The organism is Klebsiella planticola ATCC 33531 (assembly GCF_000735435.1).
Classification (GTDB): Bacteria; Pseudomonadota; Gammaproteobacteria; order Enterobacterales; family Enterobacteriaceae; genus Klebsiella; species Klebsiella planticola.
On the sequence record NZ_JMPP01000018.1, the window covers coordinates 70854 to 97338 of the forward strand.

The 26485-nt window shown below is 56.4% G+C and carries 24 protein-coding genes, 1 pseudogene and 1 riboswitch; of the genes and pseudogenes, 14 read left to right on the forward strand and 11 right to left on the reverse strand.

The features are described from left to right. Positions 1-3 precede the first annotated feature (3 nt). Complete coding sequence (ubiK, locus tag GRPL_RS17875) at positions 4-273, reverse strand: ubiquinone biosynthesis accessory factor UbiK (protein WP_004867791.1); 270 nt, start codon at positions 271-273, stop codon at positions 4-6. Positions 274-393: 120 nt separating this feature from the next. Then, a riboswitch (FMN riboswitch) is annotated at positions 394-545 on the forward strand. A gap of 105 nt (positions 546-650) precedes the next feature. On the opposite strand from ubiK, the gene ribB reads away from it, so the two are divergent. Further along, a complete protein-coding gene (ribB, locus tag GRPL_RS17870) occupies positions 651-1304 on the forward strand; it encodes a 3,4-dihydroxy-2-butanone-4-phosphate synthase (protein WP_032690674.1) in 654 nt (217 codons plus the stop codon). Positions 1305-1361: 57 nt separating this feature from the next. Here the strand turns inward: ribB and zupT are convergent, their stop codons facing one another. Continuing rightward, positions 1362-2132, reverse strand: coding sequence for a zinc transporter ZupT (zupT, locus tag GRPL_RS17865; RefSeq protein WP_032697551.1), 771 nt, complete (start codon positions 2130-2132; stop codon positions 1362-1364). 194 nt (positions 2133-2326) lie between these two features. Between zupT and ygiD the strand changes: the two genes are divergently transcribed. Then, a complete protein-coding gene (gene ygiD, locus GRPL_RS17860; RefSeq protein WP_032690676.1) occupies positions 2327-3118 on the forward strand; it encodes a 4,5-DOPA-extradiol-dioxygenase in 792 nt (263 codons plus the stop codon). A 48-nt stretch (positions 3119-3166) separates the two neighbouring features. On the opposite strand, the gene GRPL_RS17855 is transcribed toward ygiD, so the two are convergent. The 3 genes from GRPL_RS17855 to tolC all read right to left on the reverse strand — a co-directional run bounded on the left by GRPL_RS17855 (position 3167) and on the right by tolC (position 6648). Next, a complete protein-coding gene (locus GRPL_RS17855) occupies positions 3167-4327 on the reverse strand; it encodes a glutathionylspermidine synthase family protein (protein ID WP_032690677.1) in 1161 nt (386 codons plus the stop codon). A 5-nt stretch (positions 4328-4332) separates the two neighbouring features. Continuing rightward, positions 4333-5004 (reverse strand): DUF1190 family protein, encoded by a 672-nt coding sequence (locus tag GRPL_RS17850; protein ID WP_004867777.1) that lies wholly within the window; start codon positions 5002-5004, stop codon positions 4333-4335. A gap of 171 nt (positions 5005-5175) precedes the next feature. After that, positions 5176-6648 (reverse strand): outer membrane channel protein TolC, encoded by a 1473-nt coding sequence (gene tolC / locus GRPL_RS17845; protein ID WP_032690679.1) that lies wholly within the window; start codon positions 6646-6648, stop codon positions 5176-5178. Between the two features lie 195 nt (positions 6649-6843). Here tolC and nudF point away from each other — a divergent pair, with 195 nt between their 5' ends. The 5 genes from nudF to parE are packed head-to-tail and all read left to right on the forward strand — an operon-like array spanning position 6844 to position 11248. Next, a complete protein-coding gene (gene nudF, locus GRPL_RS17840; protein ID WP_032690681.1) occupies positions 6844-7476 on the forward strand; it encodes an ADP-ribose diphosphatase in 633 nt (210 codons plus the stop codon). Next, positions 7473-7895, forward strand: a complete 423-nt coding sequence (locus tag GRPL_RS17835; protein WP_004867771.1) for a DUF1249 family protein — start codon at positions 7473-7475, stop codon at positions 7893-7895. Before nudF ends, GRPL_RS17835 begins: the two co-directional genes overlap by 4 nt. Before the next feature lie 24 nt (positions 7896-7919). Continuing rightward, positions 7920-8747, forward strand: coding sequence for a 3',5'-cyclic-AMP phosphodiesterase (gene cpdA, locus GRPL_RS17830; protein ID WP_032697553.1), 828 nt, complete (start codon positions 7920-7922; stop codon positions 8745-8747). Next, positions 8747-9322: an esterase YqiA gene (gene yqiA, locus GRPL_RS17825; protein ID WP_004867764.1), complete on the forward strand. Its 576-nt coding sequence runs from the start codon at positions 8747-8749 to the stop codon at positions 9320-9322. The genes cpdA and yqiA overlap by 1 nt, the downstream gene beginning before the upstream one ends. A gap of 30 nt (positions 9323-9352) precedes the next feature. Further along, positions 9353-11248 (forward strand): DNA topoisomerase IV subunit B, encoded by a 1896-nt coding sequence (parE, locus tag GRPL_RS17820; RefSeq protein WP_004867763.1) that lies wholly within the window; start codon positions 9353-9355, stop codon positions 11246-11248. Positions 11249-11318: 70 nt separating this feature from the next. On the opposite strand, the gene GRPL_RS17815 is transcribed toward parE, so the two are convergent. The 4 genes from GRPL_RS17815 to qseB form a co-directional block, all read right to left on the reverse strand. Further along, positions 11319-11633, reverse strand: a complete 315-nt coding sequence (locus GRPL_RS17815; RefSeq protein WP_004867760.1) for a putative quinol monooxygenase — start codon at positions 11631-11633, stop codon at positions 11319-11321. Positions 11634-11668: 35 nt separating this feature from the next. Then, positions 11669-12250: an NAD(P)H-dependent oxidoreductase gene (locus GRPL_RS17810; protein ID WP_032690684.1), complete on the reverse strand. Its 582-nt coding sequence runs from the start codon at positions 12248-12250 to the stop codon at positions 11669-11671. A gap of 104 nt (positions 12251-12354) precedes the next feature. Next, positions 12355-13695, reverse strand: coding sequence for a quorum sensing histidine kinase QseC (gene qseC / locus GRPL_RS17805; protein ID WP_032698766.1), 1341 nt, complete (start codon positions 13693-13695; stop codon positions 12355-12357). Next, positions 13692-14351 carry a quorum sensing response regulator transcription factor QseB gene (gene qseB, locus GRPL_RS17800; RefSeq protein ID WP_032690686.1) on the reverse strand — a complete coding sequence of 220 codons (660 nt, stop codon included), beginning with the start codon at positions 14349-14351 and terminating at the stop codon, positions 13692-13694. The genes qseC and qseB overlap by 4 nt, the downstream gene beginning before the upstream one ends. A gap of 151 nt (positions 14352-14502) precedes the next feature. Here qseB and GRPL_RS17795 point away from each other — a divergent pair, with 151 nt between their 5' ends. The 6 genes and pseudogenes from GRPL_RS17795 to GRPL_RS17770 form a co-directional block, all read left to right on the forward strand. Further along, complete coding sequence (locus GRPL_RS17795; protein ID WP_032698767.1) at positions 14503-14910, forward strand: YgiW/YdeI family stress tolerance OB fold protein; 408 nt, start codon at positions 14503-14505, stop codon at positions 14908-14910. Between the two features lie 72 nt (positions 14911-14982). Beyond that, entirely contained in the window at positions 14983-15852 is an 870-nt protein-coding gene (locus GRPL_RS17790) for an AraC family transcriptional regulator (protein ID WP_032698768.1), read from the forward strand. 121 nt (positions 15853-15973) lie between these two features. Then, a complete protein-coding gene (gene parC, locus GRPL_RS17785; protein ID WP_032690689.1) occupies positions 15974-18235 on the forward strand; it encodes a DNA topoisomerase IV subunit A in 2262 nt (753 codons plus the stop codon). A 321-nt stretch (positions 18236-18556) separates the two neighbouring features. Further along, positions 18557-19294, forward strand: coding sequence for a 1-acylglycerol-3-phosphate O-acyltransferase (plsC, locus tag GRPL_RS17780; protein ID WP_004867743.1), 738 nt, complete (start codon positions 18557-18559; stop codon positions 19292-19294). Positions 19295-19379: 85 nt separating this feature from the next. Then, the gene (gene ftsP, locus GRPL_RS17775) at positions 19380-20792 is read left to right on the forward strand and encodes a cell division protein FtsP (protein WP_032690690.1); all 1413 of its coding nucleotides are present in this window, start codon (positions 19380-19382) and stop codon (positions 20790-20792) included. A 33-nt stretch (positions 20793-20825) separates the two neighbouring features. Further along, positions 20826-23077: pseudogene (locus tag GRPL_RS17770) on the forward strand (YgiQ family radical SAM protein); the annotation flags it as partial. Between the two features lie 114 nt (positions 23078-23191). Here GRPL_RS17770 and dkgA read toward each other — a convergent pair. Together dkgA and yqhD are read right to left on the reverse strand one after the other, a co-directional pair. Further along, positions 23192-24019 carry a 2,5-didehydrogluconate reductase DkgA gene (gene dkgA / locus GRPL_RS17765; protein WP_032698769.1) on the reverse strand — a complete coding sequence of 276 codons (828 nt, stop codon included), beginning with the start codon at positions 24017-24019 and terminating at the stop codon, positions 23192-23194. Between the two features lie 144 nt (positions 24020-24163). Beyond that, entirely contained in the window at positions 24164-25327 is a 1164-nt protein-coding gene (gene yqhD, locus GRPL_RS17760) for an alcohol dehydrogenase (RefSeq protein WP_032690692.1), read from the reverse strand. 196 nt (positions 25328-25523) lie between these two features. On the opposite strand from yqhD, the gene GRPL_RS17755 reads away from it, so the two are divergent. Then, a complete protein-coding gene (locus GRPL_RS17755) occupies positions 25524-26423 on the forward strand; it encodes an AraC family transcriptional regulator (protein ID WP_032690693.1) in 900 nt (299 codons plus the stop codon). Positions 26424-26485: the final 62 nt, after the last annotated feature.

Sequence of the window (26485 nt, forward strand, 5' to 3'; positions counted from 1 at the left end):
TTTTTACTGCTTTTCTTCGACGGTCGGGGCGGCCGCGCGGCTTTCCAGATCGCTGATTCGCTGCTCCAGCAGCGCCAGTTTTTCGCGGGTGCGCAGCAGCACCTGCGTCTGCACATCAAACTCTTCGCGACTGACCAAATCCAGGCGGGTCAGCTGCGACTGGAGTACCTGACGGATCTTTTTCTCGACATCTTCCCCAAGATCGCGAAGGCCTTTCGGCATCGATTCATGGACCTGGCGGGCGATTTGTTCAATTTTTTTCGGGTCAATCATGGTGGTTTCCTGCTCTGGTCGATTTATCGCTCATTGTAGTGCGATCGACGCTACCTATAAACCAGAAATGTTTGAAGCTTATGCATTGCCGATGATAATCAATAGCGTTATAGTGATCTCGCTTATTCTCAGGGCGGGGCGAAATTCCCCACCGGCGGTAAATCAACCATAGCGTTGAAAGCCCGCGAGCGCTTTCTGTGAAAGCAGAAAGGTCAGCAGATCCGGTGTAATTCCGGGGCCGACGGTTAAAGTCCGGATGGGAGAGAGTAACGGCTCAGTCGGGTTTCGATCCGCTTGCGTTGACTTTTGCCGCTAAACCGGCGCTCCTAAGACTGCCCTGATTCTGGTAACCATAATTTTAATGAGGTTTATTTACCATGAATCAGACGCTCCTTTCCTCTTTTGGTACCGCTTTTGAACGTGTGGAACACGCTTTAAATGCACTGCGCGAAGGCCGCGGTGTGATGGTGCTTGATGATGAAGACCGTGAAAACGAAGGCGACATGATTTTCGCCGCCGAAACCATGACCGTTGAGCAGATGGCGCTGACCATTCGCCACGGCAGCGGTATTGTCTGCCTGTGCCTGACCGATGAACGCCGTAAGCAGCTTGACCTGCCGATGATGGTGGAAAACAACACCAGCGCATACGGCACCGGCTTTACCGTGACCATCGAAGCTGCAGCAGGCGTCACCACCGGTGTTTCCGCCGCTGACCGCGTGACCACCGTGCGCGCGGCCATTGCCGACGGCGCTAAACCTTCTGATCTCAACCGTCCAGGCCATGTCTTCCCGCTGCGTGCGCAGCCGGGCGGCGTGCTGACCCGCGGTGGTCATACTGAAGCGACCATCGATCTGGTGACGCTGGCGGGCTTTAAGCCGGCTGGCGTGCTGTGTGAACTGACCAACGACGATGGTACGATGGCGCGCGCGCCGGAGTGCATTGCGTTCGCGCAGAAGCATAATATGGCCGTGGTGACCATTGAAGATCTGGTGGCCTATCGCCGCGAACATGAGCGCAAAGCCAGCTGATTCTGGCCCCGCGTCATAGCAAAGCCCACCTCTGCGTGGGCTTTGTTGTTTTTGCCATCAGCCAATGCCCATTGCCTGCAGCGCAACCAGACTTAATCCCATCACCGACATGCCGCACAGTACGCCATAGCTTGGGTTGCTCTGCGGATCGATCTCTTTTGCCAGCGGCATTAGCTCATCGACCGACAGCGCCACCATGATCCCGGCAACGGCTGCCATGATGGCGCCCATCATGACGGGTGACACCAGGCTTCCGAGGATCAGCCAGGCCAGCAGGCCGCCGAGAATCTCCGCCATACCGGAAAGCCCGGCCCAGAGTACGGCCTTATACCGTGAACCGGTGGCGGCATAAACCGGGCCGGCCACCGCCAGCCCCTCGGGAATATTGTGTAAAGCGACCGCCAGCGCGACGCCCATGCCCAGCTCAAGGTTATTACTGGCCGTTACAAAGGTGGCGATCCCTTCCGGGAAGTTGTGCAGGCTGATGCCCAGAGTCAATAACATTGCGGTTCGGCGGAGGTTACGCGGACGCGGCATACCTGGCGACATGAGATCCTGTGGATGCGCGTGGGGCAGCATACGGTCGAGCGCAAAGTAGCCCAGCAGGCCGATGACAAACATACCGTAACCGAGCAGCGGCGACATGCCCTCCGCGTTCAGCGCAGCGGGCAGCATCTCCATCAGTGAGATAAGCAGCATGATGCCCGCGGCAAAGCCCAGGGAGAATCCCAGCAGCCGGTTGGATGGCTTCTGGCCCAGCACGCCAAAAATAGCCCCGATGAATGTGGCGCTACCCGCCAGCAGCGTCAATATTAAGGGTGACGACATTATTCATTTCCTTTGATAATGATTATCATTAATGATATCCAGATTATCAGCTCACGACGAGAGGGAGATGCGACCCTTTACAGCGAATTACATTCAAATTTTCTGACGATCATCATCATGCTTATCTGAGTTTATCCTGACGCAAAAACGCGTAATGTGAAGGCATCACAATTCCTCTGTTTAAGGATATCACCATGTCCCGTACCCGAATGCCAGCGTTGTTTTTAGGCCACGGCAGCCCGATGAACGTGCTGGAAGATAACATCTATACCCGCGCCTGGCGGCAGCTGGGCGAAACATTGCCGCGGCCAAAAGCTATCGTTGTGGTTTCTGCGCACTGGTTTACTCGCGGTACCGGGGTAACGGCCATGGAAACGCCGAAGACGATCCACGATTTTGGCGGCTTCCCGCAGGCGCTGTACGATACGCATTACCCGGCTCCTGGTTCACCTGAACTGGCGCAGCGTCTGGTTGAGCTGCTGGCGCCGGTGCCTGTGACCCTGGATAAAGAAGCCTGGGGCTTCGATCATGGATCATGGGGCGTGCTGATAAAAATGTATCCCGATGCGGACATCCCGATGGTGCAGTTGAGCATCGACAGCACCAAACCGGCAGCCTGGCATCTGGAGATGGGGCGCAAGCTGACCGCGCTACGTGATGAAGGCATCATGCTGGTGGCGAGCGGTAACGTGGTGCATAACCTAAGAACGGCACGCTGGCATGGCGAGAGCACGCCTTACCCGTGGGCGGAATCATTTAATGACTACGTCAAAACCAACCTGAGCTGGAAGGGACCGGCTGCAGAGCATCCGCTGGTGAACTATCTGGCGCATGAGGGCGGATCGCTTTCTAATCCGACGGCGGAGCACTTCCTGCCGCTGCTCTACGTTCTGGGTACCTGGGACGGCGAAGAGCCGATATCTATTCCGGTGGAAGGGATGGAGATGGGATCGCTGAGCATGCTGTCGGTGCTGATTGGGGCGTAGAAGATAGCGGAAAAACCCCGGCAGGCGTCAGCGCTGCCGGGGCAAATCTTATTCGACGAAAATGTGCGGATAGAAACGCGACAGATCCTGGGTGATCAGCGCCCGATCCTCGCGTACGCCGATCCCGGCTGGCCGATCGTTGATGAGCCAGCTGCCGATCAGCGTATAGCTGTCGCCAAACTTCGGCAGCGGATAGAACTCCTGCACGATGGTGCCTTCTTCTCCGTATGGACCCTCAACCGCTTCCAGCACTTTGCCGTTTTCCACGATCGATACGTTAGCCCCTTCACGGGAGAAGATCGGCTTAATGACGTACTTCTCCATCTCCGGATGCGCATCTTCGCTGAAGTAAGCCGCCAGCAGGTTAGGGTGGTTCGGGAACATCTCCCACAGCAGCGGAAGCAGAGCTTTGTTCGAGATGATGCTCTTCCACGCCGGTTCGAGCCAGCGTACGCCCGCGTCTTCCAGTTTGGTAGAGAACATCTCGCGCAGCATATACTCCCACGGGTAGAGCTTGAACAGGTTGCCAATCACCTGATCCTGCAGGTCGGTAAACTGACCTTTTTCACCCAGGCCGATATCTTCGATATACAGAAACTCGGTGGCCACACCCGCTTCTGCGGCACAGTCCTGCAGATACTGAACGGTACCGCGATCTTCTTCGGTATCGCGACAGCAGGCCATATGCAGCAGCTGGAAGCCAAACTGTTCGCGCAGCTCGGAAAAACGCTCGATCAGCTTTTCCTGCAGGCTGTTGAACTGGTCGCTGCCTGCTGGCAGCTGGCCGGCGTTAATCTGATCTTCCAGCCAAATCCACTGGAAAAAGGCGGCTTCATACAGCGAGGTCGGGGTGTCGGCGTTGTTCTCCAGCAGCTTCGGCTCGCCCACGCCGTCCCATGCCAGATCGAGACGCGAGTAGAGCGACGGCTGGTTGGTTTTCCACGACTGGCGAACGAAGCCCCAGGTGTGTTTCGGAATGCGGAACTTCGCCATCAGTTCATCGCTGGCGACGACTTTTTCCACCGCCTGCAGACACATCTGGTGCAGCCCGGCGGTGACCTCTTCAAGCTTTTCAACCTGCGCCAGCGTCAGTTTGTAATAGGCTTCTTCGCTCCAGTACGGCTCGCCATACATGGTATGAAAGTTGAAGCCGTATTCGGTCGCCTTCTCACGCCAGTCCGGGCGCTCCGTGATGCTGATTCTTTCCATGTGATTTAGCCGCCCATTGAGCGTTTAGTCGAACTGGTGCCTGCCGCGCTGCGCTGCATAGCAGATTGCTTCGCGACCGATTCACCAAAGCCGCCGCGGGTGACGGTGCTGGTGGTGGCGGGTTTTGGCGCCATCGCCGTTTTCGGTACGTTCATCGTCCGGCCCGGCTGTGCGGCGCCGTAGCTCTTACCGCCGGCATCGGTGTACTGGCCATAAGCTGGGCTGGCCGGGTTTTTCGAGCTGAACAGCGGCTGCTGTGCACCCATGCCGCCACCCATCATACGGCCCATCATGTAGCCTGCCATCAACGGCATCCAGAAGCTGCCGCTGCTTTGTGCCTGCGCCTGGTTTTCTGGCGCGACGCCTGCCTGAGCCGGCGTTTGCTGGCACTGGCCTTCGCCGAATTCAGCGACGCAATCTTCACGCGTGGCATATTTCGGCGCGGTACGTACCGCTTCCTTCTGTGCGTTGTTGAAAGCGGTGGTGCATTCAGCGCTTTTTCCCGGGTTGGCTGCAGAGCAGTCATCGGCGTTTTGGTACAGAGAAACCGTCTCGTCGGTTTTTTCACAACCGGCAAGCATAAATACGGCCGTAACGGCAAGGGCGACCGGCGTCAGATGGCGCGCGCTCCAGCTTTTACGGAACGAGGCATGATTGATATTTTTTGTCCGTTTCATATTTGTCTTCCAGGACCCAGTGGTATTGCGGTTTGTTAACGCTCAGGATAGAGGATGAGTGGTGGAAAATGAAGCGAAGAGGGAGGGAAAGGAGGGGATCTTTACGTTGCCTTACGTTTAGCGCTTCGCTTAGCGGAATTCGTTAAGCGAAGCGCCATGACGCAACGACGATTACTGGCGGAAAGGATTCGCGCCGCTGGTTTTCGTGGTGCGGGTCGAAGCCGGTGTTGCCGCCGGGGCTGCATTGCTGCTGTAGCCATCAGCGTTAGCATCCTGCTGCGGGGTTTCCGGTGCGACGCTATCTGGTGATGTTGAGACCGGTTTGCCCAGCGTGTTGTTCAGCGCAACCAGATCCTGCTCGTTCAGAGTACCGAGCGCAGATTTAATGTTCAGCTGGTTAATCAGGTAGTTATAACGTGCGCTGGAGAGCTGCTGCTTCGCGTTGTACAGGGTGGTGGTGGCATCCAGGACGTCGACGATGGTACGCGTCCCCACGGAATAGCCGGCTTCCATGGCATCAAGGGAGCTCTGCGCAGAGACCACCGCCTGTTTGTAGGCATTGATGCTGCTGATAGAGGCATTGATGTTATTAAAGGAAGAACGAACGGTCTGAACCACGCTGCGATGCGAGCTTTCCAGCTGTTCGCTGGCGCCAACGAAGTTGTACTGCGCCTGTTTCACCTGCGAGTTAACCATCCCGCCCTGATACAGCGGCAGCGAGAAGCTCAGACCGATTTTGTTCTGTCCGGCATCGTTGTCGTTATATTGGGTGCTGTTGTGGGTTTTGGAACCGCTGTAGGAGGTGTTTGAGACCCCGGTCGAGGCGGTTAAATCCAGGGTCGGCAGATGACCGTCCTGCGCCTGGCGAATCTGTTCGCGGGCGAGATCCTGGTTCAGACGCGCCTGCAGCAGCGACAGGTTACGGTTTTCCGCTTCCTTCAGCAGCGCATTTACCGTCTGCGGTTTGTTGGTTTTAAAGCCGTCTACGTTCAGCGATGCCAGCTCCGGATAGTAGTTGCCGGTGACCTGGCGCAGCGCTTCTACCGCGTTGTCGAGGTTGTTGCGCGCGGTTACTTCGTTTGCCAGCACTGAATCGTACTGTGAACGGGCGTTCTGCACGTCGGTGATTGCCACAAGGCCAACGTTAAAGCGCTGTGTGGTCTGATCCAACTGGCGGTAGATTGCCTGCTTTTGCGCTTCGGTATAGGAAAGCGTATCAATCGCGCTGAGGACATTAAAGTAGGCTGTCGCGGTGTTCAGAATCAGCGTTTGCTGATCGGTCTGATAGGTGACATCCTGAATACCGGCCGCTTTTTCCTGCAGCGTCAGGGCGCGCCACTTCGACATATCAAACAGGGTCTGCGTTAACTGCAGCGAGCCGCTGGTGACGTTCGAGTTCACGCCGTTGCTGTCGCGATAGCCATTGGTGTAAGTATAATCTGCGCCCAGACCAAGCTGAGGCAGTAACGGGCTACGTGCTTCATTGATCTTCTCGAATGCAGCATCACGATCGGCTGCTGATTTACGCAGGTCAGGGTTGCTGACGCGCGCCTGCTGATAAACCTGCATCAGGTTTTCTGCCTGGCTCATGGCGCTGAAGCCAGTCAGGCCCAGACCGATGAGGATGGGGAAAAGTTTCTTCATTTGCATTCCTTGTTGTGAAGCATAAAGCGCTGCCCAAATTCTAAATATATTTGCTGATTGTATCGAGTCTGCCGCGGTAAAAAGTTGGCGTTACGTGCCATCCGGCGGTAATTTGCACCAATCTAACATACAGACTGTAAAACGATAGCCAAACGGCTTATAAATCCTTACTTTCGGATGCGCAGGACAGAGACAATGAGCAAGCCCAATCAGCAAGGAATTACCTTCTCTAAAAACGATGTAGAAATTATTGCACGCGAAACGCTTTATCGTGGTTTTTTTTCGCTGGATTTATACCGTTTTCGCCATCGCCTGTTTAACGGTGGGATGAGCGGCGAGGTGACGCGCGAAATTTTTGAGCGCGGGCATGCCGCAGTCTTGCTACCCTTTGACCCGATACGTGATGAAGTGGTGCTGGTCGAGCAAATCCGCATCGCCGCGTATGATACTAGCGAGAGCCCGTGGCTGCTTGAAATGGTCGCCGGTATGATTGAAGACGGCGAGACCCCCGAGGACGTTGCCCGCCGCGAAGCGGTAGAAGAAGCCGGGCTGATCGTCGGGCGGACAAAACCGGTCCTGAGCTACCTGGCAAGCCCGGGCGGCACCAGCGAAAGGCTGTCGATTCTGGTCGGTGAAGTCGATGCAACGACGGCAAAGGGGATTCACGGTCTGGCGGATGAAAATGAAGACATCCGGGTGCATGTGGTAAGCCGGGAGCAGGCTTATCAGTGGGTTGAAGAGGGGAAAATCGACAACGCGGCCTCTGTCATCGCCCTGCAATGGCTGCAATTGCATTATCACAATTTACGTAATGAGTGGACAAAATGAAGCGTTATACACCTGACTTCCCGGAAATGATGCGCCTGTGTGAAACCAATTTTGCTCAGTTGCGCCGCTTGTTGCCTCGAACCGATGCAGCCGGCGATGTCGCGGGCTATCAGGTGGGCAATGCGCAATATCGATTAACTATCGTCGAGTCGACCCGCTACACTACATTAGTGTCAATTGAGCAGACGGTTCCGGCGGTAAGTTACTGGAGTTTACCGTCAATGACGGTACGTCTGTATCATGATGCGATGGTCGCTGAAGTGTGTTCGACTCAGCAGATCTTTCGCTTCAAAGCAAAGTATGATTATCCTAATAAAAAGTTGCATCAACGCGACGAAAAGCATCAAATTAATCAGTTCCTGGCGGACTGGCTGAGATACTGTTTAGCACATGGAGCGATGGCGATTCCGGTTTGTTAGCGTCGTGAAACCTAAGGACACCATTTGGAAAGCCTGTTGAATCTGCCTCTGGCTGGTGAGACCAGAGTCAGGATATTACAAATTACTGATACTCACCTGTTTGCTGAAAAACATGAAACGCTGTTAGGTATCAATACCTGGGAAAGCTACCAGGCCGTGCTGGATGCCATCCATGCCTCACAGCGTCCATGCGATCTTATAGTAGCAACAGGCGATCTGGCGCAGGACCATTCAGCCGCGGCCTACCAGCACTTTGCTGAAGGTATCGCGAGTTTTGCCGCGCCCTGCGTCTGGTTGCCGGGCAATCATGACTTCCAGCCGGCGATGTACAGCACGCTGCAGGAATCAGGTATTTCCCCGGCCAAAAGGGTTTTGCTGGGCGATCATTGGCAAATATTGCTGTTGGACAGCCAGGTGTTTGGCGTTCCCCACGGCGAGCTGAGCGACTTTCAGCTTGAGTGGCTGGAGCAGAGGCTGGCGGAAGAGCCTGAGCGTTATACGCTGCTGCTGTTGCATCATCATCCGCTCCCTTCGGGTTGTAGCTGGTTGGATCAACACAGCCTGCGTAATGCCGGGGCCCTGGATCGTGCGCTGGCCGCTTTTCCGCGCGTAAGGCATTTACTCTGTGGCCATATTCACCAGGAACTGGACCTCAACTGGAACGGGCGGCGGATGATGGCAACTCCCTCGACCTGTGTACAGTTTAAGCCGCATTGCGCCAATTTTACCCTGGATACCATTTCTCCCGGCTGGCGCTGGCTGGAACTGCACGCCGACGGTACCTTGACCACGGAAGTTTGTCGCCTTAACGGCGTGAAGTTTCACCCGGATATCGCTTCAGAAGGATACTGATGGCTACGCTCCTTTATCTGCATGGTTTTAACAGCTCACCGCGATCGGCAAAAGCGACGGCGTTGAAGGACTGGCTGACGCAGACCTTTCCCGAGATTACGATGGTGGTGCCTGAGCTACCCGCCTATCCGGCAGAAGCGGCGGAGATGCTGGAAGCCATTGTGCTGGAACGCGGCGGGGAACCGCTGGGGGTGGTAGGCTCCTCGCTGGGTGGCTACTATGCCACCTGGCTATCGCAGTGTTTTATGCTGCCGACGGTGGTGGTTAACCCGGCGGTACGCCCGTTTGAACTGCTGAACAATTTCCTTGGCCCCAATGAGAATCCGTACACGGGGCAGCAATATGTGCTAGAGTCACGCCATATTTACGATCTCAAAGTCATGCAAATCGACCCGCTGGAAGCGCCTGATTTAATCTGGCTGCTGCAGCAAACGGGCGATGAAGTGCTTGATTACCGCCAGGCCGTTGCTTACTACGCCTCATGCCGGCAGACGGTAGAGGAGGGCGGCAATCACGCATTTGTCGGCTTTGAAGATCATTTCACTCAGATTATCGATTTTCTGGGTCTGCGTTAAGCGGCCCTGGATGACCTACGAATACACACCATGACGCAATCTTCATATAACGCTGATGCCATTGAGGTACTCACCGGGCTAGAGCCGGTTCGCCGCCGTCCGGGGATGTACACTGACACAACACGTCCTAACCATCTCGGTCAGGAAGTTATTGATAACAGTGTGGATGAAGCACTGGCTGGCCATGCCAAACGCGTGGAGGTCATTCTTCATGCCGATCAATCGCTGGAAGTGATTGACGATGGGCGCGGGATGCCGGTTGATATCCACCCGGAAGAAGGGGTTCCGGCGGTTGAGCTGATCCTGTGCCGGCTGCATGCGGGCGGCAAATTCTCCAGCAAGAACTACCAGTTCTCGGGTGGCCTGCACGGGGTGGGTATTTCGGTGGTCAACGCCTTGTCAAAGCGCGTGGAAGTGAACGTGCGCCGCGATGGCCAGATCTACAGCATCGCCTTCGAGAACGGCGATAAAGTTGAAGATCTCCACGTCACCGGTACCTGCGGTAAACGCAATACCGGAACCAGCGTGCATTTCTGGCCGGATGAGAGCTTCTTTGATAGTCCGCGCTTTTCCGTCTCGCGCCTGACGCACGTACTCAAAGCCAAAGCCGTACTCTGCCCTGGGGTCGAGATTGTCTTCCGTGACCAGGTAAACAACAGCGAACAGCGCTGGTGTTACCAGGACGGCCTGACCGACTATCTGTGTGAAGCGGTGAACGGCCTGCCGCTGCTGCCGGAAAAACCGTTCGTCGGTAACTTCTCCGGCGAAACCGAAGCGGTCGACTGGGCGCTGCTGTGGCTACCGGAAGGTGGGGAACTGCTGACCGAAAGCTACGTTAACCTGATCCCGACCATGCAGGGCGGTACCCACGTTAACGGCCTGCGCCAGGGTCTGCTCGAAGCGATGCGCGAGTTCTGTGAATATCGCAATATCCTGCCGCGCGGCGTGAAGCTGTCTGCGGAAGATATCTGGGATCGCTGTGCCTACGTGCTGTCGGTGAAAATGCAGGATCCGCAGTTTGCCGGTCAGACTAAAGAACGTCTCTCTTCGCGTCAGTGCGCGGCATTTGTCTCCGGCGTGGTGAAAGATGCCTTCAGCCTGTGGCTGAATCAGAACGTGCAGGCGGCGGAGCTGCTCGCCGAGATGGCCATTTCCAGCGCTCAGCGCCGGATGCGCGCGGCGAAAAAAGTGGTGCGTAAAAAGCTGACCAGCGGCCCCGCGCTGCCGGGCAAGCTGGCAGACTGTACCGCCCAGGATCTGAACCGTACCGAGCTGTTCCTGGTCGAAGGGGACTCGGCGGGCGGCTCTGCCAAGCAGGCGCGCGACCGGGAATATCAGGCGATTATGCCGCTGAAGGGTAAAATCCTGAATACCTGGGAAGTCTCATCTGATGAAGTGCTGGCGTCGCAAGAGGTCCACGACATTTCGGTGGCTATCGGCATCGATCCGGATAGCGACGACTTAAGTCAGCTGCGCTACGGCAAGATTTGTATTCTCGCGGATGCGGACTCCGACGGCCTGCACATTGCCACGCTGCTGTGCGCGCTGTTTGTGAAGCACTTCCGCACGCTGGTGAAACACGGGCACGTCCACGTTGCGCTGCCGCCTTTGTACCGTATCGATCTCGGCAAAGAGGTTTACTACGCGCTGACGGAAGAAGAGAAAGCCGGCGTGCTGGAGCAGCTCAAACGTAAGAAGGGCAAACCGAACGTACAGCGCTTTAAAGGGCTGGGTGAGATGAACCCGATGCAGCTGCGTGAAACCACGCTTGACCCGAATACCCGCCGTCTGGTTCAGCTGATTATCAGTGATGAGGATGAGCAGCAGACTACGGCGATGATGGATATGCTGTTAGCCAAGAAACGTTCGGAAGACCGTCGTAACTGGCTGCAGGAGAAAGGGGATATGGCGGATCTGGAAGCCTGACCTACTGTTTAAGCAGAACTGGCGCTCCGCCAGTTCTGACTCACTTCTTATTTTTTCTTCGCGCGCAGGCTTAAATGCCGGACTGCAGAATACGGATACTGGTCTCCAGCACGTCGCCTTTCACCGCTTCAGCGTAGGCTTTCATGTGCGGAGTTTGCAGATGCGCTTCAAGGTGGGCAACGCTTTCCCACTGTTCAACCATGACGATCGAATCCGGGGAAGTGCTCTGGAAACTCACGCCGGCAGCGTGGTCAACCAGCGGCGCATAGCCGTGGCAGCCCTCTTCCTGTAAAACCACCGGAACAAGTTTTGCAAACTGATCAAGTACCGCCTGGCGATGATGTTGGCCAGGGCGTGTACGAATTTCTGCGATCACTGTTAACATGATTAACTCAACTCCTTCTGTATGTAGACCTTTAGTTAACCAAAAATCTGCGCCAGATGCTTGCGATATTCTGCTATGTCACGCGGAACATCCGGCATTTTAATGACGTCGTTGGCGATAAAGGTCGGCAGAGGGGTCATGCCGAGGAACTGGTTGGCTTTATGGAACGGCAGATAAACGCCGTCAACGCCCACGCCGTGGAAGAACTGATCTTTATCGGTAAAGGCATCCATCGGTGCGTTCCAGGTCAGGGAGAGCATGTACTGCTTGCCCTGAATCAAGCCGCCGGAACCATATTTCTTGCTGGCGTCGGAGCGGGTGCGCCCGTCGCTGGCATACAGCGAGCCATGCCCTTCGGTGAAGACGTCATCAATATATTTCTTCACGGTCCACGGCGCGCCCATCCACCAGCCCGGCATTTGCCAGATAACCACGTCGGCCCAGAGGAAATTCTGTACTTCCTGCTGGACGTCGTAATCGCTTTCCGCACGAACGATTTTAACATCATGCCCGGCGTCGCGCAGATAACCATCCGCGACCTCGGTCAGGGTGTCATTCAACTGGCCGTTTGAATGGGCGAATTTCTTCGCGCCGTTGATAATCAGGATGTTGCTCATTTTTTACCCTTCAGGTTTCGAGTTTGTCACTGATTTTACCCCGCGAGGCGGGGCGGTAAAATGAGCAAAATGTGCAAAGTCTTTTGCGTTAATTGCAATAATTGCTACCAGCGCACGCGCGCCGCGAAACCGCCTCCGGGCGCGTTGCTGAAGTCTACCGTCATCCGGTGCAGCGCGGCAATGCGGCGGACGATAGATAATCCCAGCCCGCTACCGGGCTCATCCTGACCGGGAGGGCGATAGAATCGTTCGCCGATCCGCGCCAGCGCTTCGGGGCTAACGCCCGGGCCATTATCGCGTACGGAAAACTCACGAGCATCAAGAGTGATATCGACCTGGCTGCCGGGAGGGCTGTAGCGTACGGCGTTATCCAGCAGATTACGCACCAGCAGACTCAGCAGCAGCGGCTGGCCAGGCTGCATGACCTGAGTTGCGTTCAGATGCAGGCGAAGCTCAATGCCCGCCTGCTGCGCAGAGTGGTACATCTCCATGACCGACGATTGCAGTAGCTCATCGATGGCAATCGTATGCACATCATCAAGCTGCGCCAGAGAATCGAGACGCGACAACGTTAAAAGCTGGTCTACCAGCCGGGTTGCGCGGTCAATCCCTTCATGCAGCTGCGCCAGCGCTTTCTCCCGCCCCTGCGGGTCGTCCATTGACAGCTGCGCGACTTCGGTCTGCACCTTCAGGGCCGCAAGCGGGCTGCGCAGCTCGTGTGCGGCATCGGAGGTAAACCGGCGCTCGCGTATCATGGTGTCATGGGTACGGGCAAACAGCTGATTCAGGGCATCGACCAGCGGCCGGACTTCACTGGGCACCTTGTCGACGTTAAGCGATTCAGCCGAGTCCGGCGCGCGCAGACGCAGCGTTCTGGTCAGCTGTTTTAACGGCGCCAGTTCCCGGCTCAGCAGCACAATCAGCAGCAGGAACATCAGCGGCAGCGCCACCAGCCAGGGGGTCAGCTGGGAGGTGACGATATCCAGCGCCATTTCCCGCCGGTAGTCCCACTCCTGACCCACGACAATACGGTAGCGGCCATCGCCGGTGGTTAACTGCAGGAAGCGCCATTCATCATCATCGTTATTCAGATAGCCATCGCTGAAGCCTTCCCGACGATTTTGCCACGGGATGTCCTGACCATTCTCGCCGTCGTGAAGCAGACGCTTGCCGTCGGCCGTGAAAATCGCGAACGCCAGCGCGTCGTCATCGAGGTGGCCGTGTTTGATCTTCTTTTTTGTCCGCACCGGCGCCGTGAGCGTATGCAGCTCGTCGAAATTCATGGCGCTCAGTCGGCGGGCAAACAGCAGCTGTTGGGTATCAAAGAGCTTATCCAGTTTTTCCGTGGTTTGTTGCCAGGCAATCAAACAGGCGATGCCCCAGGCTGCACTGGTCAGCAGGAAAAAAAGGAGCGTCAGGCGGACGCGCAGGCTAAGTCGTTTCATGCATCACCGAGGGTATAGCCGATACCGTGAACGGTACGAATAAATTCACTGCCGAGCTTGCGGCGCAGGTGATGAACGTGCACCTCGACCGCGTTGCTGGAGACATCGTCGTCCCAGGTATAGAGTTTCTCTTCAATGAGCTTGCGTGGCAGAACGCGTCCGGCATTGCGCATCAGCAGCTCCAGCAAGGCGAACTCTTTTGGTTTCAGCGCCAGGTTGTCGCCGTTCACCGTCACGGTCAGGCCAATGGGATCGAGCGCAACGTGGCCATGGCGCAGCTCGCTGCTGCTCTGGCCGTGGGCGCGACGAATCAGGGCCTCCAGACGAGCGGCAACTTCAATCAGCGCGAAAGGTTTACACAGATAGTCATCGGCGCCGAGGCGCAGCCCTTCAACCCGCTGGCTGAGCGCATCGCGGGCCGTGAGGATCAGTACCGGCTCGTGGCGGCCCTGATGGCGCCATTCACGCAGGATATCCAGCCCGTCGATACCGGGCAGCGTCAGGTCGAGGATCGCCGCGTCATAGGGCGCCGTATAGAGCGCGGCTTTGCCCTCTTCGCCACGGGTAAACCAGTCGATGCTGAAGCCCATTTTCGTCAGCCCGACTTTAATGCCATCGCCGATGAGCTTGTCGTCTTCCACCAGTAAAATGCGCATTGGCCGCTCCTGTGGCTGTCATGTGTACGCGCAGTAAACCGCGTTGCGGCAGGCGCTGTACAGTAATAAAATTTCTTTTTTCTGCTTAAGAAGTCGTTAAGTTTTGCCTGATGTAATCATGGTCATATAACCAGACAAGGGAGAACATCTTATGAAGAAAATGGCTGCAATGACCGCGATCGCCGCTTTAATTTCTATGCCGGTGCTGGCTGCTGAACAAGGTGGTTTTAACGGACCGGGCGCGACGCAAACCAGCCAGACGTCTACGCAAAAAGGCGGTTTTATTGGCCCGAGCGGGAGCGTAACGACGGTGGAAAACGCCAAATCCTTGCGTGATGACACCTGGGTGACCCTGCGCGGTAAAATCGTGCAGCGGATTTCCGACGATCTGTATAAATTCCAGGATGCTTCCGGGACGGTGAATGTAGATATTGACCATAAGCGCTGGAACGGCCTGACCGTCACACCGCAGGACACCGTTGAGATCCAGGGGGAGGTCGACAAAGACTGGAACTCGGTTGAAATCGATGTGAAGCAAATCACTAAAGTCGCGCCGTAATCTCGACATCGCGCAAGATCGGTCAGGAATCGCTATCCTCGCTCTGCCAGAGTATGTCCGCAGGAGGAGACGATGAACGAGACCAGAACCAGCCCGGCGTACGCCGGGCGTTTCCAGCGAGTGTGTTTATACATTGAGCGTCATCTCGATGAACCCCTGTCGCTGGAGACGCTGAGCGCGATCGCGCACAGCTCGCCGTATCACTTTCACCGGCAATTCACTGCCTGTAGCGGCGTACCGCTATATCGCTATATCCAGTGGCTACGTCTGCGCCGCGCTTGCTGGCGACTGGCGTTCAGGCCGCAGGATAAAATCATCGATATTGCCCTTGATGCCGGCTTTCAGAATCCGGAATCGTTCAGTCGTGCTTTCCGTGCCGCGTTCGCTCAAAGCCCCAGCCAGTTCCGTCAACAGCCGGACTGGCAGGAGTGGCACCGACGCGTTCCGAAAAATACGTTACAGGAGCAACATCCGATGGTGGTTAAAATAGTCCAGTTCCCTGAGACGCAGGTGGCGATGTTGCGCCACCGCGGCAGTCCTGATTTGGTCAATGCTACGGCGGCGCAGTTTATTGCCTGGCGTAAGGCGAGCGGGTTATCGCCGATCGCCACCAGCGCGACCTGGGGCGTGTCGTGGGACGATCCCGCGACCACCCCCGCTGACGATTTCCGTTTTGATATCTGCGGGTCGGTCAGTGAACCGATAGCGGAAAACACCTTTGGCGTGGTGAATGGCACTATTCCGGGCGGGCGATGCGCAGTGGCGCGCCACCACGGCTCTCTGGATACGCTCGCGCAAAGCATCTGGTCTCTCTACCGCGACTGGCTACCGACGTCGGGTGAAACGCCACGCGATTTTCCGCTGTTTTTTCGTTACCTCAACTTCGTCCATGAAGTCGGCGAACACGAGCTACAGACCGATATTTATCTGCCGTTACGCTGATTAGCGCCAGCGGAATCCTCAGCCGATCTCACGGCCTGTGACTCAGGGCGTGAGATCGGGTATTATCGCCGGTAGTTTTGCCGCCCGCACGGTCGGTACGCAGATTGAGGATTCACGATTAATGAGCGATATGGCAGAGCGCCTTGCGCTGCATGAATTTACGGAAAATGCTTACCTGAACTATTCCATGTACGTCATCATGGACAGGGCGTTGCCGTTTATTGGCGATGGTCTGAAGCCGGTCCAGCGTCGCATCGTTTATGCGATGTCTGAGCTGGGGCTGAACGCCAGCGCGAAGTTCAAAAAGTCCGCCCGCACCGTGGGTGATGTGCTGGGTAAATATCACCCGCACGGCGATAGCGCATGCTATGAAGCTATGGTGCTGATGGCGCAGCCATTCTCCTACCGCTACCCGCTGGTGGATGGGCAGGGGAACTGGGGGGCACCGGACGATCCTAAATCCTTCGCCGCGATGCGTTATACCGAATCCCGTTTGTCGAAGTATGCGGAACTGCTGCTGGGCGAACTGGGGCAGGGAACCGTCGACTGGGTGCCGAACTTCGACGGGACGATGCAGGAGCCGAAAATGCTGCCTGCGCGTCTGCCGAATATTCTGCTGAACGGCACTACCGGCATCGCCGTCGGTATGGCAACCGATATTCCTCCGCACAACCTGCGTGAAGTGGCGCAGGCGGCGATTACCCTGATCGAAAAACCGCAGACCTCGCTCGACGAACTGCTGGATATCGTTCACGGACCCGACTACCCGACCGAAGCCGAAATCATTACTCCACGCGCGGAGATCCGCAAAATCTACCAGAACGGCCGCGGTTCGGTGCGGATGCGCGCGGTATGGAAAAAAGAGGACGGCGCGGTCGTGATTACGGCGTTGCCGCATCAGGTTTCCGGCGCCCGCGTGCTGGAGCAAATTGCCGCTCAGATGCGCAACAAAAAGCTGCCGATGGTTGACGATCTGCGCGATGAGTCGGACCACGAAAACCCGACTCGCCTGGTGATCGTCCCGCGTTCGAATCGCGTGGATATGGAACAGGTGATGAATCATCTGTTCGCGACCACCGATCTTGAAAAAAGCTATCGCATCAACCTGAACATGATCGGCCTCGACAACCGTCCGGCGGTGAAAAACCTGCTGGAGATCCTCGCGGAGTGGCTGACCTTCCGCCGCGACACCGTGCGTCGTCGTCTGAACTACCGCCTGGAGAAAGTGCTCAAGCGTCTGCACATCCTCGAAGGTTTGCTGGTCGCGTTCCTCAACATCGATGAAGTGATTGAAATTATCCGCCACGAGGATGAACCGAAGCCGGCCCTGATGTCACGTTTTGGCATCAGCGAAACCCAGGCGGAAGCGATCCTTGAGCTGAAACTGCGTCACCTCGCCCGACTGGAAGAGATGAAGATCCGCGGCGAGCAGAGCGATCTGGAAAAAGAGCGCGATCAGCTGCAGGCGATTCTGGCCTCTGAACGGAAGATGAACAACCTGCTGAAGAAAGAGCTGCAGGCCGATGCCGAAACCTTCGGCGACGATCGTCGTTCACCGCTGCGCGAGCGCGAAGAAGCAAAAGCGATGAGCGAGCACGACATGCTGCCGTCTGAACCGGTGACCATCGTACTGTCGCAAATGGGCTGGGTGCGAAGCGCCAAAGGCCACGATATTGACGCGCAGGGCCTGAGCTATAAAGCGGGCGATAGCTGGAAGGCGTCGTCGAAAGGCAAGAGCAACCAGCCGGTGGTGTTTATTGATACCACCGGGCGTAGCTACGCCATCGATCCTATTACGCTGCCGTCGGCACGCGGTCAGGGCGAGCCGATTACCGGCAAACTGACGCTACCGCCGGGCGCCAGCGTTGAACATATGCTGATGGAAAGCGACGATCGCAAGCTGCTGATGGCCTCCGACGCCGGCTACGGTTTCGTCTGTACCTTTAACGATCTGGTAGCGCGCAACCGCGCAGGCAAGGCGCTGATTACGTTGCCAGATAACGCGCGCGTCATGGCGCCGCTGGTGATTGAAGATGATTCAGACATGCTGCTGGCGATCACCGCTGCCGGACGCATGCTGATGTTCCCGGTCAGCGACTTACCGCAGCTGTCGAAAGGTAAGGGGAATAAGATTATCAATATTCCGTCGGCGGAAGCGGCTTCCGGTCAGGATGGCCTGGCGCACTTGTTCGTGCTGCCGCCGCAGAGCACGCTGACTATCCACGTCGGGAAGCGCAAGATTAAACTGCGTCCCGAAGAGCTGCAAAAAGTCACCGGTGAGCGCGGTCGTCGCGGCTCGCTGATGCGCGGACTGCAGAAAATCGATCGTGTGGAAATCGATTCACCGCGTCGGGCATCGTCGGCGGGCGATAGCGAAGAGTAAGATGAGCCTCCCCTGCTATCCGGTAGGGGAGGCTAAAATTTGCCGCAAAATCGTTGTTTATTCAGGTGTTGCGATTAACAATAGGCGCAAAATCATTCAAGATACGTCGGGGCGGCCAGCAAATGACCCCCGACGCCTGCAATCTGCTAAACAGCGAGTCAGTACCCTATACACGTGAGCGGCGCTTAAATGCCACGGCGAGCGTGTCAGGCGTGTCGTGCACGTGCGGTCACGATGTACCGGGCGATATTGCCGTTCGCGCGCATACGAGCTGAAGTTTAACGGGTATCATTCTAAGCGGTTTGGGTTTTAGAGGTAGCTATGCTATTTATTTTTCGACTAATTGTTGTTGTTATTTATTGTCTCTTTGTGTGCATATTTGGCTGTATTTACTGCTTGTTCAGCCCGCGTAATCCTAAACACGTGGCCACCTTCGGGCATCTGTTTGGCCGACTCTCTCCGCTATTCGGCCTGAAGGTAGAAACGCGTAAGCCTGCTGATGCAGAGAGCTATGGCAATGCGATCTACATCGCTAACCATCAGAACAACTATGATATGGTGACGGCATCAAATATCGTACAGCCGCCGACCGTGACCGTGGGTAAAAAGAGCCTGGTGTGGATCCCGTTTTTTGGTCTGCTCTACTGGTTGACGGGGAACCTGCTGATTGACCGAAATAACCGGGCGAAAGCGCATGGCACTATCTCGCAGGTCGTCAATACGTTTAAAAAACGCAAAATCTCTTTCTGGATGTTCCCGGAAGGTACGCGCAGCCGCGGCCGCGGTTTGCTCCCCTTTAAAACCGGCGCTTTCCACGCGGCTATTGCCGCTGGCGTACCGATTATTCCGGTGTGCGTTTCCAATACATCGAATAAAATTAACCTCAATCGCCTGAACAATGGTTTGGTGATTGTCGAAATGCTGCCGCCGGTCGATACCAGCCAGTTTGGTAAAGAGGGCGTACGTGCGCTGGCAACGCACTGCCGCGAGCTGATGGCGGCGAAGATTGAAGAGCTGGATCGCGAAGTTGCTGAGCGCGAAGCGGCGGCAAAGAAATAAACCAGGAACTGCCGCGATAGCGCGAGCACAGGGCTAGCGGGAAACGAATTCCCTTTTTGATGAGTTAGTATTCCATGGAGTTAATATGTCACTCAGTCGGCGTCAGTTTATTAAGGCTTCAGGCGTAGCGCTGTGCGCGGGAGCCGTGCCGCTGAACGCACATGCCGCCGGCCAGCAGCCAGCCTTGCCGGTTCCACCGCTGCTGGAATCCCGCCGCGGTCAGCCGCTGTTTTTAACTCTGCAGCGGGCGCACTGGTCATTTACCCCGGGAACGCGCGCCTCGGTATGGGGTGTGAACGGCCGCTATCTCGGGCCGACGATCCGCGTGTGGAATGGCGATGATGTTAAGCTCATTTACAGCAACCGCCTGACGGAAAACGTCGCCATGACCATTCGGGGCCTGCAGGTTCCCGGTCCGCTGATTGGCGGCGCGGCGCGAATGATGTCGCCGAACGCTGACTGGGCGCCGGTGCTGCCGATTCGCCAGAGTGCCGCCACGCTGTGGTATCAGGCGAATACCCCGAACCATATGGCCAGACAGGTCTATAACGGTCTGGCGGGTATGTGGCTGGTGGAAGATGAAATCAGCAAAAACCTCCCGGTTCCTAATCACTATGGCGTGGATGACTTCCCGGTGATTATTCAGGACAAGCGGCTGGATAATTTCGGTTCGCCGGAATACAGCGAGCCCGGCAGCGGCGGTTTTGTCGGCGATACGCTGCTGGTAAACGGCGTACAGAGTCCGTATGTCGAAGTGTCGCGCGGCTGGGTGCGCCTGCGTCTGCTGAACGCCTCTAACTCCCGCCGCTATCAGCTGCAGATGAGCGATGGCCGGCTGATACATGTCATCTCCGGCGACCAGGGCTTTTTACCCGCGCCGGTGTCGCTGAAACAGCTGTCGCTGGCCCCCGGCGAGCGGCGAGAAATTCTGGTGGATATGACCAACGGCGATGAGGTGTCGATTACCTGCGGCGAAGCGGCGAGCATCGTTGATCGTATCCGTGGCTTCTTCGAACCGTCGAGTATCCTGATTTCTACGCTGCTATTAACGTTGCGTCCAACGGGCCTGCTGCCGCTGGTCACCGATAGTCTGCCGGTGCGTTTGCTGCCGACGGAGTTCTTGTCCGGCACGCCGCTTCGCTCACGGGATATCTCTCTGGGCGACGATCCGGGCATTAACGGTAATCTGTGGGATCCGCAGCGCATTGATATCACCGCCCAGCAGGGCACCTGGGAGCGCTGGACGGTGCGTGCCGATCGGCCGCAGTCGTTCCATATCGAAGGGGTGATGTTCCAGGTGCGTAACGTGAACGGGTCCGCACCGTTCCCGGAGGATCGCGGCTGGAAAGATACCGTCTGGGTCGACGGGCAGGTGGAACTCCTGGTGTACTACGCGCAGCCTTCCTGGCCGCATTTCCCGTTCCAGTTCCTGAGCCAGACGCTGGAGCTTGCCGACCGGGGTTCAATTGGCCAGATGCTGGTCAATCCGGCGCCGTAATGCCTCATACCCTGACTGAATCGCGGTCAGGGTATAAGAAAATCTCCCTTCATTTCGATCATCGATCCGGCTTATAATCGCCGCCCTTTGATTATTTTTTTATCATTTTTTCCGGAAGCAATATGAGCGCAATATCCCTGATCCAACCGGATCGTGACCTTTTTTCCTGGCCGCAGTACTGGGCCGCCTGCTTTGGCCCGGCGCCATTTTTACCAATGTCACGCGAAGAGATGGATCAACTTGGCTGGGATAGCTGCGACATTATCCTGGTCACCGGCGATGCGTATGTCGACCATCCAAGCTTCGGAATGGCGATCTGCGGACGCATGCTGGAAGCGCAGGGATTCCGCGTCGGGATTATTTCCCAGCCTGACTGGAACAATAAAAATGACTTTATGCGCCTCGGCAAACCGAATCTGTTCTTCGGGGTCACCGCCGGCAATATGGACTCGATGATCAACCGCTACACCGCTGACCGTAAGCTGCGCCACGATGATGCTTATACCGCGGGCAATGTTGCCGGTAAACGTCCTGACCGCGCCACGCTGGTCTATACCCAGCGCTGTAAAGAAGCGTGGAAGGATGTCCCGGTTATCCTCGGGGGGATCGAGGCCAGCCTGCGTCGTACCGCGCATTATGATTACTGGTCTGATACCGTGCGCCGTTCGGTGCTGGTGGACTCGAAGGCCGATATGCTGATGTTCGGCAACGGCGAGCGTCCGCTGGTTGAAGTAGCGCATCGTCTGGCTGCCGGTGAGCCGATTGGTCAAATTCGCGACGTGCGTAATACCGCCATTATGGTCAAAGAGGCGCTGCCGGGCTGGAGCGGCGTGGACTCTACCCGTCTGGATACCCCGGGTAAAATTGACCCGATCCCGCACCCGTATGGCGAAGACCTGCCGTGCGCGGATAACAAAACCGTCGCGCCGCCAAAACAAGAAGCCAAACGCGTCACCGTTCAACCGCCGCGTCCGAAGCCGTGGGAAAAAACCTATGTCCTGCTGCCTTCCTTTGAGAAGGTGAAAGGGGACAAGGTGCTGTACGCCCACGCGTCACGTATTCTGCATCATGAGACCAACCCGGGCTGCGCGCGCGCGTTGATGCAAAAGCACGGCGAGCGTTATATCTGGGTTAACCCACCGGCGATCCCGCTGTCGACGGAAGAGATGGACAGCGTTTTTGCGCTGCCGTATAAGCGCGTCCCGCACCCGGCATATGGCGACAGCCGTATTCCGGCTTACGAAATGATTCGTTTCTCGATAAACATTATGCGCGGCTGTTTCGGCGGCTGTTCTTTCTGCTCCATCACCGAGCATGAAGGTCGCATCATTCAGAGCCGTTCCGAAGATTCGATCATCAACGAGATCGAAGCGATTCGCGACACGGTTCCCGGCTTTACTGGTGTTATCTCCGATCTTGGCGGTCCGACAGCCAACATGTATATGCTGCGCTGCAAGTCGCCGCGTGCGGAACAAACCTGTCGCCGTTTATCCTGCGTCTATCCGGATATCTGCCCGCACATGGATACCAACCATGAGCCAACGATCAATCTGTATCGTCGCGCTCGCGATCTGAAAGGGATTAAAAAAATCCTTATCGCCTCTGGCGTGCGCTATGACATCGCCGTCGAGGATCCGCGCTATATCAAAGAGCTGGCGACTCACCACGTTGGCGGCTATCTGAAGATTGCCCCGGAACATACGGAAGAAGGCCCGCTGTCAAAAATGATGAAGCCGGGTATGGGAAGCTATGACCGCTTCAAAGAGCTGTTCGATACCTATTCGAAGCAGGCGGGTAAAGAGCAGTACCTGATTCCGTACTTTATCTCTGCGCACCCGGGCACTCGCGACGAAGATATGGTGAACCTGGCCCTGTGGCTGAAAAAAAACCGTTTCCGTCTCGACCAGGTGCAGAACTTCTATCCGTCGCCGCTGGCCAACTCGACCACCATGTATTACACCGGCAAGAATCCGCTGGGTAAGATTGGCTATAAGAGTGAAGAGGTTGTGGTGCCGAAAGGCGACAAACAGCGCCGTCTGCATAAAGCGCTGCTGCGTTACCACGATCCGGCGAACTGGCCGCTGATTCGTCAGGCGCTGGAGAGCATGGGCAAGAAGCATCTGATTGGATCGCGCCGTGACTGTCTGGTTCCTGCACCAACGCTGGATGAGATGCGCGAAGCGCGTCGTCAGAACCGCAACACCCGCCCGGCGTTAACCAAACATACGCCCATTGTGCATCAGCGTTCGAACGCCGGGGAGACGGCGAAGAAGCCCGTAAAACGTGGCAAGGTTGCCAGCCGTTAAGTCTGTTGTATGGCCCGGTGGCGCTTAGCGGGCCGTTAAAAACGGTGAACCACAGGCCGGATCGGCGTTAGCGCCATCCGGCCTGTTTACGTTCTATCCGCCGAACTGATCAGGATCCGGCCCCAGACGTTTGTTCTGGTCCAGTTTTGCCATCTCACCCAGTTCGTCTTTATCGAGACGGAAATCCCAGACGTTGAAGTTCTCCGCAATACGTGCCGGCGTTACCGATTTCGGAATCACCACCAGCCCGTTGTCCAGGTGCCAGCGGATAACAATCTGCGCGGGCGTTTTACCGTATTTATCCGCGAGTTGGTGAACGATTTTTCGATCGAAAACGCCTTCTCCCCCTTGCGCCAGCGGACTCCAGGATTCCGTCTGAATTTTATGCGTGGCGTTCCAGGCATGAAGCTGACGTTGCTGGAGTAAAGGATGAAGCTCTACCTGGTTTATCACCGGCACGACGCCGGTTTCATCCAGCAGCCGCTGGAGATGATGCACCTGGAAGTTACAGACGCCGATGCTTTTGACCAGCCCCTCTTTTTGCAGCTCAACCATGCCTTTCCAGGCGTCAACGTAGTGGTCAATTGCCGGAACCGGCCAGTGCATAAGATAGAGATCGACATAATCGAGCTGCAGCTTGCGCAGGCTCTCTTGCAGCGCTTCACGAGGGCGTTTTTGGTCGTCGTTCCACAGTTTAGTGGTGATAAACAGCTCATCGCGGGGGATGCCTGCGCTGCGCAACGCATTGCCGACACCGGTCTCATTTTGGTATGCGGCGGCGGTGTCAATAGAGCGATAACCGACTTCCAGCGCCTTATGAATGGCGGAGACGACTTCCTCGTTGCCTGCTTTCCACACGCCGAGACCCAGTTGTGGCATCAGGTTGCCGTCGTGCAGTTTTATAACGGTTGGATGTGTCATGCCTTCCTCCTGTTAATGAAACTCAGCGGTGTACATTCCGCTAAGGGGTAGCATTAAGTCTGGACGAAATAGCTAAAAACGGTAGTAAAACTCTTCTCCTTCCCGCAAGTTCGCGGCAAGAAGAAGAGAGGGATAAAGGGAAACTTAGCGTGCGGCCTCGTAAATCCGACGGCTGACCTCAAGGGTGATATCCTGATTTTCACCCAGCGCCGTCATGCCGTGTTCTTCCAGTTTAGCCAGTAACGCCGGGATAGAGCTACCGTCCAGACCGTAGTCGGAAAGACGGGTCGGTACGCCAAGCTGTTCGAAGAAGTTACGCGTCGCGGCGATAGCGGCATCGATACGTTCGTCTTCAGAACCCTCGGTAATATTCCAGACGCGAGCGGCATATTGCAGCAGTTTCGCGCGTTTAGTATCGCGTTTTTCATTCCACAATACTGGCAGCACGATGGCCAGCGTCTGGGCATGATCGAGGCCATGCATCGCGGTCAACTCGTGACCCAGCATGTGCGTTGCCCAGTCCTGGGGAACGCCAGCGCCGATCAGGCCGTTTAACGCCTGGGTCGCGGCCCACATAATATTGGCGCGAACGTCGTAATTTTCCGGCTCCTTCAGCGCTTTCGGACCCTCTTCAATCAGGGTCAGCAGAATGCCTTCGGCAAAGCGATCCTGAATTTTGCCATCAACCGGATAGGTAACGTACTGCTCAACGGTATGGACAAATGCGTCAACCACGCCGTTGGCCACCTGACGCGGCGGCAGGGTATAGGTGTAAACCGGATCGAGGATCGCAAACACCGGCTGGACATGAGCAGACATGAAGGCGCGTTTGTCGCCGGTGGTTTTACGTGAAACCACGGCACCTTTATTGGATTCGGAACCGGTTGCCGGCAGCGTCAGCACGGAGCCCATCGGGATCGCACTTTTCACATGGCTGCCGTAGGTTTCGAGAATTTCCCACGGATCGACGTTTTCGTCATAGTGCGCCGCTGCGGCGATGAATTTCGTGCCATCCAGTACCGAACCACCGCCGACGGCGAGCAGGAAGGTGACGTTTTGTTCACGGGCGATTTTCACCGCGTTCATCAGCGTTTCGTAAGAGGGGTTTGGTTCAATCCCGCCAAACTCCAGAACGTCGAAGCCGTTCAGGGCGTTGAGGACTTGATCGAGCACGCCGGTTTTCTTCACGCTGCCGCCGCCGTAGGTCACCAGAATCCGGGCATCCGCCGGGATTTGATCGCGCAGGTTATCGATGGCGCCTTTACCAAACAGGATGCGGGTTGGGGTATGTAGATCGAAATTGTTCATTATTCGTGCCCTCAAAAAAAGAAAACTGCCGACTGAGAGGATGCCTCGGCCAGATGACGGTCATTGTGGTCCTGTCGCCGGTTCCTCTCAATGCACATTCCTGCCGTTGTCTTGCCCATTTCTCCACTGGGCTGGAGAAAAGGCAGAAATATGCGCACAATGCAGAGGTGAAAAAACGTCTGGAGAAGCACCGAAAATGAACCGCGCCGAGATATGCCAGCTGTTGACGGAAAAGGTTAATGCACTGAAAGATAACGAAGAAAATCTTAGCTTGCTGCTGCCAGATATTCGTCTGTTGTACGGCACACAGCCGGGTACCCGTACGCCGGTGATGTACCAGCCAGGCATTGTTTTTCTCTTTTCGGGTCATAAAATTGGCTACATCAATGAGCGGACTTTTCGCTATGACACCAATGAATATCTGCTGTTGACGGTACCGCTGCCGTTTGAGTGCGAGACCTTCGCGACGCCAGAGGTGCCGCTGGCGGGATTGCGCCTGAATGTGGATATTCTCCAGCTGCAGGAGCTGCTGATGGACATAGGCGAGGATGAGCTGTTTCAGCCGGCGATGGCCTCCAGCGGCATCAACTCGGCAGCCTTATCGGAGGAGATCCTGTGCGCGGCGGAAAGGCTGCTGGATGTGATGGAACGTCCGCTGGATGCGCGTATCCTCGGCAAACAGATTATCCGCGAGATCCTCTATCACGTGCTCACCGGGCCATGCGGCGGGGCGCTGCTGGCGCTGGTCAGCCGACAAACCCACTTTAGCCTGATTAGCCGTGTTCTGAAGCGCATTGAAAGCCAGTACACCGAAAACCTCAGCGTCGATCAGCTGGCGGCGGAAGCCAATATGAGCGTCTCGGCGTTTCATCATAATTTCAAATCGGTGACCAGCACCTCGCCACTGCAGTATCTCAAAAGCTATCGCTTACATAAGGCGCGGATGCTGATGATTCATGACGGGATGAAAGCCAGTGCCGCGGCGATGCGCGTCGGCTACGAGAGCGCGTCGCAGTTCAGCCGTGAGTTTAAACGCTACTTTGGCATGACGCCGGGAGAAGATGCGGCGCGGATCAGAATGATTCAGGGACTGTGACGGAGAAGGGCCGGGGTTTCATTCCCGGGAAGGCGGGCAGCGCCGCTCCCGGGAAGGTTCTG